The 15,396-nt window shown below is 69.3% G+C and carries 14 protein-coding genes; 1 reads left to right on the forward strand and 13 read right to left on the reverse strand.

The features are described 5' to 3' along the window. Position 1: 1 nt before the first annotated feature. From OSH07_RS23125 to maiA, 13 genes are all read right to left on the reverse strand, one after another. Entirely contained in the window at positions 2–397 is a 396-nt protein-coding gene (locus OSH07_RS23125) for a (R)-mandelonitrile lyase (RefSeq protein ID WP_266341074.1), read from the reverse strand. 113 nt (positions 398–510) lie between these two features. Then, positions 511–1,032: a cupin domain-containing protein gene (locus OSH07_RS23130; protein WP_266341075.1), complete on the reverse strand. Its 522-nt coding sequence runs from the start codon at positions 1,030–1,032 to the stop codon at positions 511–513. A gap of 98 nt (positions 1,033–1,130) precedes the next feature. Next, a complete protein-coding gene (locus tag OSH07_RS23135) occupies positions 1,131–1,619 on the reverse strand; it encodes a flavin reductase family protein (RefSeq protein WP_266341076.1) in 489 nt (162 codons plus the stop codon). Positions 1,620–1,771: 152 nt separating this feature from the next. Next, positions 1,772–2,680, reverse strand: a complete 909-nt coding sequence (locus OSH07_RS23140) for a LysR substrate-binding domain-containing protein (protein WP_266341077.1) — start codon at positions 2,678–2,680, stop codon at positions 1,772–1,774. A gap of 402 nt (positions 2,681–3,082) precedes the next feature. After that, on the reverse strand, positions 3,083–4,096 hold the full coding sequence (locus OSH07_RS23145) for an ABC transporter permease (protein ID WP_266341078.1): 1,014 nt from the start codon (positions 4,094–4,096) through the stop codon (positions 3,083–3,085). Next, complete coding sequence (locus OSH07_RS23150; protein WP_266341079.1) at positions 4,093–5,667, reverse strand: sugar ABC transporter ATP-binding protein; 1,575 nt, start codon at positions 5,665–5,667, stop codon at positions 4,093–4,095. Before OSH07_RS23150 ends, OSH07_RS23145 begins: the two co-directional genes overlap by 4 nt. After that, entirely contained in the window at positions 5,664–6,836 is a 1,173-nt protein-coding gene (locus OSH07_RS23155) for a sugar ABC transporter substrate-binding protein (RefSeq protein ID WP_266341080.1), read from the reverse strand. Before OSH07_RS23155 ends, OSH07_RS23150 begins: the two co-directional genes overlap by 4 nt. A 32-nt stretch (positions 6,837–6,868) precedes the next feature. Beyond that, positions 6,869–7,957 (reverse strand): ABC transporter substrate-binding protein, encoded by a 1,089-nt coding sequence (locus OSH07_RS23160; RefSeq protein ID WP_266341081.1) that lies wholly within the window; start codon positions 7,955–7,957, stop codon positions 6,869–6,871. 23 nt (positions 7,958–7,980) lie between these two features. Continuing rightward, positions 7,981–9,279 carry an acyl-CoA dehydrogenase family protein gene (locus OSH07_RS23165; RefSeq protein ID WP_266341082.1) on the reverse strand — a complete coding sequence of 433 codons (1,299 nt, stop codon included), beginning with the start codon at positions 9,277–9,279 and terminating at the stop codon, positions 7,981–7,983. A gap of 13 nt (positions 9,280–9,292) precedes the next feature. Then, positions 9,293–10,582, reverse strand: coding sequence for an acyl-CoA dehydrogenase family protein (locus OSH07_RS23170; RefSeq protein WP_266341083.1), 1,290 nt, complete (start codon positions 10,580–10,582; stop codon positions 9,293–9,295). 18 nt (positions 10,583–10,600) lie between these two features. Then, positions 10,601–11,845 carry an acyl-CoA dehydrogenase family protein gene (locus tag OSH07_RS23175; RefSeq protein WP_266341084.1) on the reverse strand — a complete coding sequence of 415 codons (1,245 nt, stop codon included), beginning with the start codon at positions 11,843–11,845 and terminating at the stop codon, positions 10,601–10,603. Further along, positions 11,842–12,897: an ABC transporter substrate-binding protein gene (locus tag OSH07_RS23180; protein WP_266341085.1), complete on the reverse strand. Its 1,056-nt coding sequence runs from the start codon at positions 12,895–12,897 to the stop codon at positions 11,842–11,844. Before OSH07_RS23180 ends, OSH07_RS23175 begins: the two co-directional genes overlap by 4 nt. A 241-nt stretch (positions 12,898–13,138) precedes the next feature. After that, complete coding sequence (gene maiA, locus OSH07_RS23185) at positions 13,139–13,822, reverse strand: maleylacetoacetate isomerase (RefSeq protein WP_266341086.1); 684 nt, start codon at positions 13,820–13,822, stop codon at positions 13,139–13,141. Between the two features lie 319 nt (positions 13,823–14,141). Between maiA and OSH07_RS23190 the strand changes: the two genes are divergently transcribed. Continuing rightward, the gene (locus OSH07_RS23190) at positions 14,142–15,386 is read left to right on the forward strand and encodes an acyl-CoA dehydrogenase family protein (protein ID WP_266341087.1); all 1,245 of its coding nucleotides are present in this window, start codon (positions 14,142–14,144) and stop codon (positions 15,384–15,386) included. Positions 15,387–15,396: the final 10 nt, after the last annotated feature.

Genomic DNA, 15,396 nt, shown 5'->3' on the forward strand with positions numbered 1-15,396 from the left:
TTCAGCCGCCGTATTGCGTGTCGGTGACCGGCTCCATCCAGTCGACGACCTTGCCGTCGAGCACCTCCTGGATGGCGATATGCGTCATTCCGGTGGTCGCCGCCGCGCCGTGCCAGTGCTTTTCGCCGGGCGGAAACCAGACGACGTCGCCCGGCAGGATGGTCTCGACCGGACCGCCGAGGCGCTGGGCCAGGCCGCGCCCCGAGGTGACGATCAGGGTCTGCCCCAGCGGATGCGTGTGCCAGACGGTCCGCGCCCCGGGCTCGAAGGTGACATGCGCCCCCTGCACGCGCGCCGGATCGAAGCCGTTGAACAGCGGGTCGACCCTGACGCTGCCCGTGAACCAATCCGCCGGCCCCTTGCCGGAGGGCTGGGAGCCGGATCGTCTGATTTCCATGGGTCGTTCCTCTCGACGGATGACGTTGAGGGGAAACCTAAGGCGCGACCCGGTGGCTGGCTAGGGTCCGTGCTCTATCGCGAGAGCCTCCACCGCCCGCATCGGCGCGCCGGCTACGGGTGCTTGTGGATCGGGTCGACCCAGTAGACCGCCTCGGGCTTCTCGACCGGGTCGACCGTATCGATGTTCACCACCACCGCCTCATTGTCCGAGCGCACCAGCACGCATTGCAATGGCTCGGTCGGGTCGGCGTTGATTTCCTGGTGCGGGACGAAGGGCGGCACGAAGATGAAATCGCCCGCCTCCGCTTCGGCGACATATTCGAGCCGGTCCCCCCAGCGCATGCGCGCCCGGCCGCTGACGACATAGATCACGCTTTCGAGCTCGCCGTGATGGTGAACGCCGGTCTTGGCGTTCGGCTCGATGCGCACCGTACCGGCCCAGATCTTCTGCGCGCCGACGCGGGCCTGGTTGATCGCCGCCTGCCGCAGCATGCCGGGCGTCTGGGCGGTGTTGGCGTCGAGCTTGTCGCCCTTGATCACGCGCACGCCGTCATGCTTCCAGCGCCCGGAGCCATGGGCGTGATCGGGATGGGTGTCGTGGTCATGCGTGTGACCGTGGCTGTCGCGACTCATGGTGGGTCCTTTCGAACAGGGTCCCGCAAGCGGGAAATGGATAGCGGCGGCCGCGTGGCGTGCCCGACGGCCGGTGGCCGATCACGCCAGGTAACCGATCACGCCAGGTACTTGCCGCGAAAATAGATCAGCGGATCGCCGTTCCCACGGGTGAGCCAGTCGACGACCCGGCCGAAGACGACCGTCGTGTTCTCGCGCTCGACCACATCCGTCACGGCGCAATCGAAGACGCCGAGCGCGGTCTTCAGCACGGGGGCGCCGGTGCCGAGCGTGGCCCAGTCCGGCGAAGCGAAGCGGGCCGCCCGGTCGCTCTGCCGGTCGGCAAAAAGCTCGGCCAGCGGCTGATGCTCACGGGCAAGGTAGTGAACCGCGAAATGGCGGCGCTCCAAAATGGGCGCACGCGCGGCGGTCTTGTGGTCGAGCGAGACGAGCAGGGTCGGCGGCGAGGCCGAGACATGCGCCGCCGAAAGGCCGATGAAGCCGATCGGCCCCTCGCTGCTTGTCGTCGTCACCAGCGTCATGCCGATGGCGCGCTCGCCGAGCACCTTCCAGAACGTGCCGGGATCCAAGACCGCCTGCCCGGTCATGCGCCGGATCCCGGGCGAGGCTGGCGGAAGGGTTCGGACATGGCTTGGGTCTCCCTGAAGTTCGGTGCCGGGTCTCGGCGGCGGCGGGTGCGCGCAGTGCAGCGCGGCAGCGGGTCCAATGCAAGGCCGGCGCGGCGAAGCCCGGCAGCCTTTCAACCGACGGCGGCGAGGCGCGGCAGCAGATTGGTCTTGGCGAAGTGGATCGACATGTATTCCTCCAGGATCGAGGTGAAGCGCTTGACCGGCGGCGACGGGCTCGCCGTGGTGTGGATCCGGAGGCGGGTGCGGCCGAGATCGGGCAGCGACGGATGGCGCAGAATCTTCAGATGCGGCGGGATGCCCTCCGGCGTGCGGATGGTGACGCCGAGACCGGCGGTCACCGCGCCCCAGAGGCCGGAGAGGCTGGTGCTGGTGAAGGCCAGGCGCCATGGCCGGCCGGCGGCGTCGAGCGCCGACATGCCGGCCGAGCGGAACATGCAGGGCGCGCCCATCATCACCAGCGGCAGCGGATCGGCCGCGTCGGGATCAAAACCTTCCGGCCCCACCCAGACGATCGGAAATTCGGCGAGGCTGCGCCCCGGCCGGTTGGGTTCAGCCTGGGTGTCGCCCCAGAGCAGGACGAGGTCGATCTGGCCGGCGCCGAGATCCTCCAGCAGCGTCGCGCCGCGATCGACCCGCGCCTCGACCAGCACGTTCGGATGCACGCGGGCGAAGCGGCCGAGCACGCCGGGCAGCCAGGTCTCGGCGAAATCGGGCGGCATGCCGATCGAGATCCGGCCGGACATGTCGGAGCGATCGACGGCGCTGATCGCCTCGTCATTGAGCTCGAGGATGCGCTGGGCATAGCGGAACAGCGTCTCGCCGACCTCGGTCAGCTGCAGGCCGCGGCCATTCTTGCGGAAGACCTCGCAATTCGCCTGCTGTTCCAGCTTGCGCATCTGCAGGCTGACCGCCGATTGCGACCGGCCGATGCGCTGCGCCGCCTGGGCGAAGCTGTTCAGCTGGATGCCGAGCACGAAGCTGCGCAGCACATCCATGTCGAGATTGGGCGGCAGGCGCATGGGTCATCCCTGTCGAACGGAAAAAGCGGCGAGCGTTCCCAAAGGAACTACCCGGCGCCGTGGTCGCCGGCGGGCCCCGGCTGGACGATCGGCCCCAAGGACGGGATCTCGCCCCGATCGTTGAGCCGCGCCAATAGACGAGAGATCCGGATTGAGGTCAATTTTGTTAATTGACACGATCCTATGAGAATTTATCAAGAACAGCCGATGTAACGGAAGAATTACCAAATGATCGCGGGACCGGGACATAGTTTTCCAGCGAACCGGGCGCGAACGACTACGGACGACTGCTGAAAAATCGTCGTGCCGGACCGGAACGCCCCGTTCTGAAACGCGGCAGGGCGCTTCCCGTTTCGCGCGAAACGACGAAGCGCCCTGGCAAGGATCCGTTTCGGCGTCGGATCAGCCGCCGGCCAATGCCCGGTTGCGCCGCCGGCGCGCCACGATCTGGGTCAGCAGCACGGCGATCACCAGCGAGGCGCCGTAGAAGACGTCGTTGACCCAGCCAGTATAGCCGAGCAGCTGCAGGCCGGTGACGCCGGTGACGAGGAAATAGATCGCGACGAAGACACCCGGCACGTTGAAGCGGCCCGGCCGGATCACGGTGCTGCCGAGGAAGGCGCCGGCGAAGGCCGGCAGCAGGTAGCCGCTGGCCACGGCCGGCACCGAGGCGCCCGTGATGCCGACCAGCAGGATGCCGGCCAGCGCCGAGAACACCGCCGACCAGACCAGCGACGCGGCGCGAAGCCGGTCGACGCGAATGCCGGCGAGGCGCGCGACCTCGGCGTTCTGCCCGGCGAAGACGAAGGCGCGGCCGAGCGGCGTGTGCTCGAGCACATAGTAGAGCGCGATGCCGATCGCGAAGGTCGTGTAGATCGACAGCGGCAGGCCGAAGATCGGCGCGGAGGCGAGCGCGACGAAGCCGCCATCGACGCCGCCGCGCGGCGCCGAGCCGGCCCAGCCGGTCGAAAGGCCCATCAGCAGCGTGCCGGAGCCGAGCGTCGTGATGATCGACGGCACCCCGACCGCCACCGAGACGAAGGCGTTCAGCGCGCCGAAGGCGATGGCGGCCGCCAGCACGGCGACGAGCGTGATGCCGATCGGCCAGCCGAAATCGGTGTTGAGCGTCACGGTCGCCGTGCCGGCCACCGCCACGACATTCGCGACCGAGAGATCGAACTCGCCGCCGAGCAGCGCCACCACCACGGCGAGGGTGACGATGATCTGCGTCGCCTGCGAGCCGAGGATGATCTGGAAGGTCGAGAGGCGGAAGAAAGAGGGCACGAACAGGCTGAATGCGAGGATCAGCAGCAGCCAGACATAGACGAGGCCGTAGCGCTCGAAATCGAGCAGGCCGCGCGCGAAGGCGAAGGTGCCGCCGGTGGGGCGGCCGATGGCGATGGTATCGTCGGTCATTGCGTACCTCCAGCTGCCCCGCCTGCGCCGTGGCCGCGGAAACTCAGATCGTTGATGGCGGTTTCGGAGAGCTGGTCGCCCTCCAGGATCCCGGCGACCGCGCCGCGTCGGAGCACGAGCACGCGATGGCAGAGCCGCGCCAGGTCCTCGCTCTCCGCGCTGGCGAGGATTACCGCGACGCCGGAGGCGGCGATCTCCTCGATCTTCCGGAAGATGTCCTGCTTGGAGCCGACATCGACGCCCTGCGTCGGCTCGTGCAGCACGAGCACGCCGGGCTTGGTCTGGATCCATTTGCCGAGCAGCAGCTTCTGCTGGTTGCCGCCGGAAAGCGTCCGGAGCGGCGCCTCGGGAATGGCGGGGCGGACCTGGAAGTTGCGCAGCAGTTCGGCGGTCGCGGCGCGCTCGGCGCCCCGCCGCATCAGCCCACGACGGAAATAGCGGCCGAGCACCGGCAGGCTGGCGTTTTCGCGCAGCGACAGCGCCTGCGCGCCGCTCGCCTTCTGGCGGTCGGCCGGCAAGAGCGCGATGCCGAGCCGGCGGGCGCGATCCGGCCGCAGGGCGGCGGCGTCCGTGCGGCCCGCCTCGGTGCGGATCGTGCCGGCGCGGGCCGGCGTGGCGCCGGAAAGCAGATAGGGCAGCGTCTCCCAGCCCGCGCCGGCCAGGCCCGAGACGCCGAGGATCTCGCCCTTCTTCAACGCGAACGAGACGTCCGCGACGCCACGGCCGGAAAGGCCGTCGACGGCGAGCGCCGGTTCCGCCTTCGCTGCGGCGAGCGCCGGATAGAAGGTGCGTACGTCCTCGCCGAGGATGTGGCGGACGAGTTGGTCCTCGGTGAGGTTGGCCGTGACGTCGTCATGCACGATGTTGCCGTCGCGCAGCACGGTGACGGTGTGGGTCAGGTCGAGGATCTCGTCGAGCCGGTGGCTGACATAGAGGATCGCCTGGCCGGAGGCGGCGAGGCCGCGGATCGCCTGGAACAGGCGGCCGACATCCTCCTGCGGCAGGAACGCCGTCGGCTCGTCGAGCACGAGCACGCCGCCCTGCGCCTCGGCGTCGATGAAGCCGCGCGCGATCGCGACGAAGGCACGCTCGACCGGCGACAGGAGCCGCACCGGCCGGTCGAGCGGCACGTCGAGCTCGAAGCGCGCCAGCACCCGGCGCACCCGCTCGCGCTCGCCGCGCCAGCCGATCGGCGCCACCCGTCCGCCGGCGAAGCGGCCGACCAGCACATTGTCGAGCACGCTCGCCTCGGGAACGAGGCCGAGATCCTGGTGGATGAAGGAAAGGCCGGCGGCGCGAAGCCGCTCCGGCCGGATCGGAAACTCGTAGCTCCGGCCGGCGATCTCCAGCACGGCGCCCGGCTGCGGGCGGTGATAGCCGGACAGGATCTTGATCAGCGTCGACTTGCCGGAGCCGTTCTTGCCGACGAGGGCGCGGATCTCGCCGCGCCCGATGCCGATCGCCGCATCGCGCAGCACCGTCACCCCGCCGAAGGCCATGGTCGCCCCGGCGAGGCGCAGCGCCGGCGTCCCGCCCGCGCCGTGGTCGACGGCAAGCCCGGCGGCGGTCACTTCGCGCCCCAGAGCTCTTTGAACCGCGCGCCATAATCGACGCCATACCAGTCGGTCGCGACCTCCCTGGTGGCATCGATCGACTGCGTGTTCTCGTGATCGAAGACCTTGTAGCCGATCCGGTAGTCGTGGATCGCCGGCTGGCCGGACAGCACGCGCAGGACATTGTCGATGACGGCGTAGGAGAACCACTGGTTCGGCCCGCCGAGATCGATGGCGAGTTGCGTGCCGCCGCGCTTCAGGTTGCCGACCTGGGTCAGCACGGCATTGAAGCCAGCCGTCTTCACCTTGGCGCCGGAAGCGCCGGCCTGCGAAAGGCCGGTCTGGATGAACAGCGCGAAATCGTCGAAGGGCGGGATGATGTAGCCAATCGACGGATCGCGCAGCAGCGACGTGCCGGCCAGATTGGCGAGGTCGGTCTGCACCGACGGGCCGAGGCTGGTCGCCGCCTCCGAGATGGTGACGGGAACGCCGAGGCGCTTCGTCTCCGCCCGAAACCCGTCCAGCGTCCAGCCGGCGCTCGGCAGGCCGGTGATGTCGACCAGGAGCACGTGGCCCTTGCCGCCGGAATCGGCGACGAACCAGTCGGCAAGCAACCGGCCGGCAGCCGGATAGTCATAGGAGATGTCGGCGACGTGGCCGTCGACGCGGGGCGGTGCGTCCGGGCCGAGCGGATGGCTGTTGATCGAGAAGACCGGGATGCCGGCGGCCTTCGCCTGCGCCACCTGCGCGGTGAAGGCGACGGCCGGATAGCCGGTGCCGAGGACGATCGCATCGGCCTTGGCCGCGATCGCCAGCTCGAAGCCGCGCACCTGCTCGGGCACCGAGCCGCCGCCGTCATAGAGGTGGAACTTCAGCCCCGCCTCGGCGGCGGCCGTCTCGCCCTGCAGCGCCCATTGCTTCAGGATGTTGGTCTTGTAGTCGGAGATCCACCAGACCGTCTTGCCGCGCGCCGGCGTGGAATCGAAGGCCGGAGGCGCCCAGAACTCGGGCGTGCCGCGATGCGCCTCGACGATCTTCGCCGCCTCAGCGGCCGCCCTGGCCGTGGCGGCGTCATCGGCGAGCGCCACGGAAGCGGCGCCGAGCAGCAGCGCGGGCGCGACGATCGCGGCGGCGAGCCGCAGCAGCCGGGCGCGGGTGGAAGGAGACCGAGGCAGGGTCGCGGACATGATGCGGAAATCCGTGGTGCTGGAGGGAGGGGTCAGGCGGCGGAGCGCAGGAGGCCGCGCTCGGCCAGAAGGGCATGCGCATCGCGGAGCGGCTGCGGATCGATCCAGTCGTCGAGATCGAAATCCGTGCGGATGAAGCCGTGGCTCAGCAGGAACTGCTTGCGCAGATGGATCAGGTCGCGAAGCTCGGGCGAGAGCGACGTCGCCAGCTGCTGTTCGAGCAGCGGATAGGTGGCGTCGGCGACCTCCTCGGGCACGTTGGCCTCGAGCGCCGTGACGTGGATGACGTGCTGGCGCTCGCGTCGCGCCCGTTCCGCCGCCAGGATCGCCTGCGCGACGACGCGCGCCACCAGATCGGGCCGGTCGCGCACCAGCGCCGCGCTGACGGTGAAGGCCTGCGGTATGGCATTGTTGTGCCGGACGCGCGGATCGGGGTGGCTGTGGACGTCGTAGACGACATGCGCGCCGAGGAAGCGGCGGAGGTGGATCGCGAACGAGCTTTCGGTGAAGATCGCGTCGACGCGGCCTTCCACCAGCGCGAACAGGTCGCCCGAGAGCGGTCCCCTGCCCCGCGCCGAGGCGAAGATCGAGCCGGTCAGCGCGGAGCCGCCATTCGGGTCGATATAGCCCTGGGCGATCGGCACGTCGACGAGCTCGACATCGTCGAGGCTCAGCCCCTCGCTCGCCAGCGCCACCTCATAGGTGCGGATCGCGCCGGCGCGCCAGAAATCGATCTGATCGTTGACGCGGCGCGGCACCGAGAGCCGCTTGCCCTTGAGATCGGCGACCGTGCGGATGCCCGATTCCGGCAGCGTCAGGACCACATGCGGCGCGTCGATCAGCGCCAGCCCGATCAGCTTGGTGTCGGCGCCTTCCGAGCGCGCCCAGATCGGCGGGATGTTGCCGCCATAGCGGAACGAGTCCTCCAGGCTGTGATTGAAGTGCGATTGCAGCACGCTGCGATCGGCCACCTGCTGCAGCGAGGCGATGCGGATGCCGTCGGCGGCGAATTCTCGCTCGAGCGCGCCCGACTGGATCGCCAGGCTGAACGCGGTCGGAACGGGGCAGCGCGTGTACCAGATCGTGTCGACCGCTCTGCCCGGCCTGATTTCCTTAGCCATGAAACCTCCTGCTCTCGCGCCGGTCACGAACCGCGGCGCGCGCTACGGGCATTGTCCGGCGGCACGGCGCCGTTCAGGTGGAAGTCGCCGATAGCGTGGTGGCGCCAGCGGATCGGATCGTGGACGGTGTGGGTGCGGGCGTTGCGCCAGAAGCGGTCGAGGTTCCAGGCCTCGAGCGAGGCGCGGGCACCGCCGAGCGCGAAGATCTCGTTCGAGACGGTGAGCGCGGCATGGTCGGCCGCCGCGCGCGCCGCGGCGACGGCGAGCACCGCCTCGGTCTGCAGCCCCGCATCGCGCGGCGTGCGGCGCAGCCGGTCGAGAATTCCGGCCGCCCGCTCGACCAGCGCGTCGGCGGCGAGCGCGAGCACCTTCAGCTCGCCGAAGGTGCGGATGGTGTGCGGCTCCTGCGAGGCACGCTCGACGCCTGCCTCCGGCCAGGCGCGCGCCTTCTGCGTCAGGAAATCGGCGGCGGCGGCGAGCGCGCCCTCGGCGATGCCGACATCGACGGCCGCGTGCAGCAGCTGCGCGAAGGTATTGCCGCTATGCGGCAGCGACGGCCCGTCCGGCCGGATGACGGCGATGTCCTCGACCGGCACGCCGTCGAAGCGGGCGGTGCCGCTCACCGTCGCGCGCTGGCCGACGCCGCGCCAGTCGTCGAGAATGGTGAGGCCAACCGCGTCGCGCGCCACCAAGGCGAACACGACGGCACCATCCTCGTCGGTGGCGAGCACCGGGAAGAAATGCGCGACATAGGAGCCGGTCGTATAGAATTTCTCGCCATCGAGCCGCCAGCCGCCCTCGGGTCGGCGCGACAGCCGCGTGGTGAAATCGGCCGCCGATTTCGTCCGCGCCTCGGTCAGCGCGTTGGCGATGCGGGCGCCCGCAACGATCAGCGGCAGGAAGTGGTCCTTCTGCGCGACCGTGCCCTGGTCGGTGATGACGTCGCCGAGCGAATACTGCGCGATCAGGATCTGCGCGACGCTCGGATTGGCCTCGGCGACGGTGCGGATCACCTGGGCGAGCGTCCAGTAGCCGGCCTCCGGCCCGCCATGCGAGCGCGGCACGAACAGGCTCGTCAGGCCGAGCGTCGAGGCGCGCTCCAGCTCGACCAAAGGCGGGATCGGCTCGATCTCGCGATCGGCCGAGGTCTCAGTGATCTCGGCGGCGAACTGGCGGGCGACCTGCACCGCCTCCGCCGGATCGTCCAGGACGGGCGACCGCCGCGTCGGCAGGAAGCTGCCGCGATATTCGGCGGCGAGCGCACGTCGCTCGGCCGCGTCATAGGAGCCGGGCAGACGGTCGAAGCTCTGATGCCTGTTCATGGCCCGCCTCCCCTCAGGTGTAGAAGGTCGCGGGCGGATAGGCGCCGTTGAGCCCCCATTCGCCGAGCTCACGGACCTTGTAGAAGACCGGGCTGTGCAGCGTGTAGGTGCGGGCATCGCGCCAGAAGCGGTCGAAGCCATACTTGTTGGCGGCCGCGCGCGCGCCCATCAGCTCGAAAATCTTCGAGCTGATGTCGACGCTGGCGCGGGTCGCCGCCACCTTGAGCGCCGCCACCACGACCCGGAGCTCGCCGAGCAATTCCTCGGTCAGCGCTTCGGGCGGCAGGTTCTTGGCGGCCTGCACCCGCTCGGCGGCATGGTTCGCCACGGCAAGCGCGGATTCAAGCTGCAGCCACAGATCGCCAAAGGCGTTGACAACAAGCGGATCGTCGGCGGCCCGGTCGGCCGGCGACAGGATCCAGGGCCGGGTTTCGTTCTGGATGTAGCTGCGCGCGGCGCGGAGCGCCCCGACGGCGGTGCCGAGATAGACGTTCGAAAAGGCGAGATTGCCGGAAGGCACGCCAAGCGGGCCGAGGCTCGGTTCGGGCGTCTCGTCACCCTCGGGCGCCGGGCCGAAGGCGAGCAGGTCGCTCTCGTCGACGATGACGTTGTCGAGCGTGAACGAGCCGCTGTCGCCCTGCGGCAGGCCGATGCTGTCCCAGTCACCCTGATGGACGAGGCCTTCGAGCGGCGGACGCAGCACCGCCAGCACATATTGCCGCGTATCGGCCCGGCGCACCTGCGCGCCGATGATGTCGGCGAAGGCGGCGCCGGTGCAGAAGCTCTTGCGGCCGTTCAGCGCGAACTTGCCGCCGCCGATCGGCGTCGCCACGATCTCGGGATCGCGCGGGTTGGCGATCACGCCGCGAAACGGCTTGGTCGTGACGGCCTCGGCATAGGCGCGGCTGCGCGCCGGCTCGGGCAGCGAACCGAGTCCCTCGATGCCGAAATAATGGTGCGTGAGCAGCACGCCGAGCGAGCCGTTGCCGGCGGCGATCTCGCGGATCACCTCGACGACCAGGCGCCAGTCGCCGCCGCCGCCGCCCTGCTCTTCCGGGATCAGCAGCGTCGAGAGGCCGGAGGATTTCAGCCGCTCGATCTCCGCCGTCGGGCGGCGGCGCGTCTTGTAGCCCTCGACGGCGGCAGCGGTGAATTCGGCCGAGACCTCGCGCGCCACGGCGAGCCACTTCGCCTCCAGCGGCGAATGCGGCCGGTCGAACAGCGAGCGCGCCCGCAGGTGATCGTCATTGCGCGGCGGCACCAGGGGGCGCGCCGCGATCTTGATGGGGGATTGGATGGTCATCGCAGGGGATCCGGGCAATCAGGCGAAGGACGGCGGCTCGTGCGCTTCGCCGTTCAGCGCGAAGTCGCCGATCGCGCGCAGCTTGTAGTGCTGGCTGTCGTGCAGGGTGTGGATGCGGATGTCGCGCCAGAAGCGGTCGAAGCCGAAATCATTGTGCGAGGCGCGGGCGCCCGTCAGCTCGTAGACGCGCGGCGTCACTTCCAGGCCGATCTTGGTCAGGAAGGCGCGAACGGCACTGGCGCGGACACCAAGCGCGGCCCGCTCCGGCGCGGTGATGGTGCGGCGACGATCGAAGCCGTCCTGGACCTCCTGCGCGACCTGGCGCAGGAAAGCGGCGCCCGCCTCGGCATCGGTCCAGAACGAGCCGAACTGGTGCAGGACATAGGGATCCTTGGTCAGCCGCTCGACGCCCGAGCCCGGCGCGGGCCGGCCGTTTTCGCGTGCATAGGCCGAGGCCGCGTCAAGCGCGCCAAAGGTCGATCCGAGATAGACGCTGGCGAAGTAGAGTTCGCCGATCGCCACATAGAGCGGCGGGAACGAGGTCACCGGGCCGTAGCTCGAGCGGAAGACCTCCTCCGGCCGAACCTCGACGTCGTCGAAACCCATGGTGACGGTCTCGGCGCGGCGAAGGCCCAGATGGTCCCAGTCCTGCTCGTAGCGCAGGCCCTGCCGATCGGCCGGGATATAGGCATAGAGCAGCTCGGCGACGTCATCGCGATGCGAGAGCACGGTGGTGACATCGGCGAGCGACGGACCGGTGCTCCAGTGCTTGACGCCGTTCAGCCGGAATCCGTCGCCATCCGGACGCGCCTTCAGGCCGCGCGAGCCGGGCTGGCTGACATTGCCCCAGAACCAGCGCCCGGCGGCCGAGCGGCGCTCCAGCGCCTCGGCGTCGCCATCGATGTCGAACAGGCGGCCGACGCCCGAATTCGTATAGTGGTAGCAGAGCAGCGCGCCGATCGAGGCATCGCCGCGGGAGAGCTCGACCAGCACCTGCAGCGCGGTCGGCAGGGTCGCGCCGAGGCCGCCGAAGCGTTCCGGAATCAGCAGGTTGACGAGCCCGCTCGACTTCAGGATCGCCACTTCCTCGGTTGGCCGCACGCCGGCGCGCTCGCGCGACGTGGCCTGCCGGGCCAGATGGGCGCCGAAGGCGCGCGCGAAACGGACGGGTGCCTCCGCATCGACGGATGCGGGCGGCAGCACCGTGCCGGCGTCGAAGGCGTCGATACCGGCCTCTGCCGGCGGAGAAACATGCTGGTTCATGCGAGATGCACCCGTTCGCGGGTCTCAGAAGCGGCGACGAAGGGCGGCTCGGGCAGTTCGCCCGGCTCCAGCCCGTCCGCCCGCCAGGCGGCGACGATCTCGTGCGCACGCTCGAGCGGACGCGGATCGATCCAGCCGTCGAGATCGAAATCGGCCTTGATGAAGCCGTGCCGCAGCAGGAAATCCTTGCGCCGCGCCAGGGCGGTGCGGCGGAACGGCGACAGGTCGATGTCGAGCCGGCCGGTGAGCTGGTCGCCATAGGCGACCTCGACGGTCTCCTCGGCGACGCGCTGCTCGGAAGCGACGATGCGCACCGCCTCGCGGTGATGGCCGGCGGCCCATTCGGCGGCGGCAAGCGAATGCGCCAGGATGGTCGCGACGGCCTCGAATTCCTGCTCGATCAGCGAGGCCGAGACGGTGAAGGCCTCGGGCAGCGCGTTGTTGGCGCGGGAAAGCGGATCGGGATGGCTGCCGACGTCGTAGATGACCTGGGCGCGGGTGAACGACACCACTTCGGCGGCGAAGGAAGACTGCGAATAGATCGCGTCGACCTCGCCGCGGATCAGCGCGAACACTTCCTCGCGCTGCAGGTCGCCGCCGGCGGCGAGCCGTCCCGGCAGCAGGCGACCGTCGTCGAGATAGCCGCGTGCGACGGAGAGATCGACGAGCTCCACGTCGGAGAGCGTCAGCCCCTCGCTGGCCAATGCCGTTTCATAGGCGGCGAGCGCCGCGGCGCGCCAGAAATCGATCGGCTCGTTGGGCCGCGACGACAAGGCGAGCCGGCGCCCCCTCAGATCCCGCACCGAGCGGATGCCGCTCTGCGGCAGGGTCAGGATCGGATGCGCGGTCGGCGTCCAGGAAAGGGCGACGACGCGGGTGTCGGCGCCTTGCGAACGGGCGAAGATCGCCGGCGTGTTGCCGCCATGCCGGATCGAATCCGGCAGCACATGGGTGAAGTGGGACGCCTGCTTGACGCGGTCGCCCGAGAGCTGGATCGACGCGAAGCCGACGCCCAGGCGCGCCAGCGCCGCTTCGAGATTCCCACGTCGCACGGCGACACCGAGCGCGGTCGGCACAGGGCAGCGCGTATACCAGATCTGCCTATCGGACAAAGCAAGCCACCAATTCATCACAGGACGTTCGACTGAGTGAGACCGAACGTAATGGCGATTAAATTGATAGACAAAATCAGAATTGCCACGTTCCGAACGACAAGCGGAAAAATCATCCGGACAGCGCCAGAGACCCGAACCATGGCCCGCGACGGCAGGCGCCGCCTCGACCGGCCCGGAGTCAGGCGGGAACCGTCTCGCTGAAAGCCGGCAGCAGACGGAGCGAGGCGACGACCTCGGCGAGGATCGGCCACTGTCCCAGGTCAAACCCCTGGCGCTCGGCGACCAGCGCCTGCGGCGCCAGGAAGATGTCGGCAATGCCGGGCGCATCGTCGATCGCGTAGCGGCCCTTGCGGTGGATAGCGAGAAGGCGGTCGAGCGAGTCGAGCCCCTCCCGGATCCAGTGGCGCGTCCAGTCGCGCACGGCATCGGGGGAGAGGCCGGCGGCCTCGCCGAGATAGAGGCCGACGCGCGGCGTGCCGAACGGATGGATGTCGCAGGCGACGGCGAGCGCGACGGAGCGCGCGGCGGCGCGCGCCACGGCGCTCGTCGGCAACAGCGGCGGCGCCGGCACCAGCTCGTCGAGATATTCGATGATCGCCAGCGTCTGGGTCAGCACCGTGCCGTCGGCGAGCTCGATCGCCGGAACCAGTCGCTGTGGATTGATGCCGGCGTAGGCGGGCTCGCGATGGGTCGCAGCGGCGCCGTGGATCACGACATGATCCCGCCTCGGGTCGAGCCGCTTCAGACGCAGCGCGATGCGCAGCCGGTAGGCGGCGGACGAGCGGTCATTGTCGAAGACGCGCGCGATCGGAGCGACGGGGTTTGCGTTCGACGCGACGACCGGAGTTTGACTGATGTTCATGACGCATGCTGACGAAAGGGGGATCGGGGCGCCGCCGGACAAGCCGGATGCGATCATATGAGATCGCTAGGGCGAATTGATTTTTCCGTCAAATTGGTATTCTTGCAGTCGTACTTTAGCAAAAATCATCAATTGTCGCTCATTTCATCCCTTGAACAGGGGATTGCAACAAAAACAACACGTCACATCCCAGTCGGACAGTTCAGTTTTTCAAAACTGTCGGGACAAAACTTTCAAATTGCACCTGAATACGTCTTCCCTATCTTCGCCACCATGAGGAACGGTGCCGCTCTCCCGGCGTCGCAGGTGGATAGACGATATGGCTCTTGGTGCGGCAGCGCGTGACGCTGGTCTGGTTCCGCGTTTTGACAGCGCCGATTGGCCGCCGGGCTTCGAACCCGCGTTCGAACGGCTGCTGAGTGAGCTCGCGGATGGAGCGGCGCAGCATGACCGCGACGGCACGTTTCCCGTCGAGGCGTTTCCGAAGCTGGTCGCGCTCGGCGTCCCGAGGCTGACGGCGCCGCATTCGCATGGCGGCTGGAACCTCGACCTGACGCGGGCGCGCCGGGTGGTCGAGCGGCTCGGCGCCGCCGACCCCTCCGTCGCGCTGGTGACCGTCTGGCAGCTGCTCTTCCTGGCCGAGCTGGCGCGCGAGGATCACGGCTGGCCCGAGGCTGCGCGACGGGCGGTGCTCGAGTCGGTGCGCGACCAGGGCGCCTGGATCAATGCCGTCAACGTCGAGCCGGAGCTCGGCACGCCGGCGCGCGGCGGCCTGCCGGCGACGCGAGCGGTCCGAAGCGGCCCCGGGTCCTGGCGGCTCAACGGCCGCAAGATCTACGCGACGGGCATCCCGGTGCTGCGCTGGATCCTGCTCTCGGTCACGCTCGACGACGACAAGGGCCAGCGCTCGGGCATCGTGCTCGTCGATGCCCGCCAGCCCGGCGTCCGCGTCGAGGAAACCTGGGACCATATCGGTCTCCGCGCCTCGGGCAGCCACGACGTGCATTTCGAGGACGTCGAGATCCCGGCCGATTTCGTCGTTTCCGACGGCCCCTCGTCGCGGCCGCTCTACGACGCCCGCCGCCAGGGCTGGGCCTGCGTCCTTGTCGCCTCGCTCTATAACGGCATCGCCCGCGCCGCGCGCGACTGGCTGCTGAACTACCTGAACCACCGCACGCCCTCCGGCCTCGGTGCGCCGCTCGCGACATTGCCGCGCTTCCAGACCGCGGTCGGCCAGATCGAGCTGCAGCGCGAAACGAGCGACCGCCTGCTCGACGACATCGCCGCCGCGATCGATACCGGCACGGAGGCCGAGCAGCGGAAGGCGCAGGCCTTCGCGCCGCTGCTCAAGCATCTCGTCACCAGCAACGCCATCGCGATCACCAATGCGGCGCTGGAGCTGACCGGCAATCCCGGCCACAGCCGTCACAATCCGCTCGAACGCCATCATCGCGACGCGCTGACCGGCCGGATCCACACGCCGCAGGCCGATTTCGCGCTGCTGAACGCCGGCAGGGCCGCGCTCGTCGCCGCCGCACCGCCTGCCAGCCCCTCCAACGCGTAAGGCGCTCCAG

The sequence above is a fragment of the Kaistia nematophila genome (assembly GCF_026343855.1).
GTDB classification, from domain to species: Bacteria; Pseudomonadota; Alphaproteobacteria; order Rhizobiales; family Kaistiaceae; genus Kaistia; species Kaistia nematophila.

Bases quoted from the DNA above. Each gene is read 5' to 3' on its own strand.
- OSH07_RS23175 (WP_266341084.1), bottom strand. From the start codon at position 11,845: ATGAACCAGCATGTTTCTCCGCCGGCAGAGGCCGGTATCGACGCCTTC.
- OSH07_RS23135 (WP_266341076.1), bottom strand. From the start codon at position 1,619: ATGACCGGGCAGGCGGTCTTGGATCCCGGCACGTTCTGGAAGGTGCTC.
- OSH07_RS23140 (WP_266341077.1), bottom strand. From the start codon at position 2,680: ATGCGCCTGCCGCCCAATCTCGACATGGATGTGCTGCGCAGCTTCGTG.
- OSH07_RS23165 (WP_266341082.1), bottom strand. From the start codon at position 9,279: ATGAACAGGCATCAGAGCTTCGACCGTCTGCCCGGCTCCTATGACGCG.
- OSH07_RS23145 (WP_266341078.1), bottom strand. From the start codon at position 4,096: ATGACCGACGATACCATCGCCATCGGCCGCCCCACCGGCGGCACCTTC.
- OSH07_RS23170 (WP_266341083.1), bottom strand. From the start codon at position 10,582: ATGACCATCCAATCCCCCATCAAGATCGCGGCGCGCCCCCTGGTGCCG.
- OSH07_RS23160 (WP_266341081.1), bottom strand. From the start codon at position 7,957: ATGGCTAAGGAAATCAGGCCGGGCAGAGCGGTCGACACGATCTGGTAC.
- OSH07_RS23155 (WP_266341080.1), bottom strand. From the start codon at position 6,836: ATGTCCGCGACCCTGCCTCGGTCTCCTTCCACCCGCGCCCGGCTGCTG.
- OSH07_RS23190 (WP_266341087.1), top strand. From the start codon at position 14,142: ATGGCTCTTGGTGCGGCAGCGCGTGACGCTGGTCTGGTTCCGCGTTTT.
- OSH07_RS23125 (WP_266341074.1), bottom strand. From the start codon at position 397: ATGGAAATCAGACGATCCGGCTCCCAGCCCTCCGGCAAGGGGCCGGCG.
- maiA (WP_266341086.1), bottom strand. From the start codon at position 13,822: ATGAACATCAGTCAAACTCCGGTCGTCGCGTCGAACGCAAACCCCGTC.
- OSH07_RS23130 (WP_266341075.1), bottom strand. From the start codon at position 1,032: ATGAGTCGCGACAGCCACGGTCACACGCATGACCACGACACCCATCCC.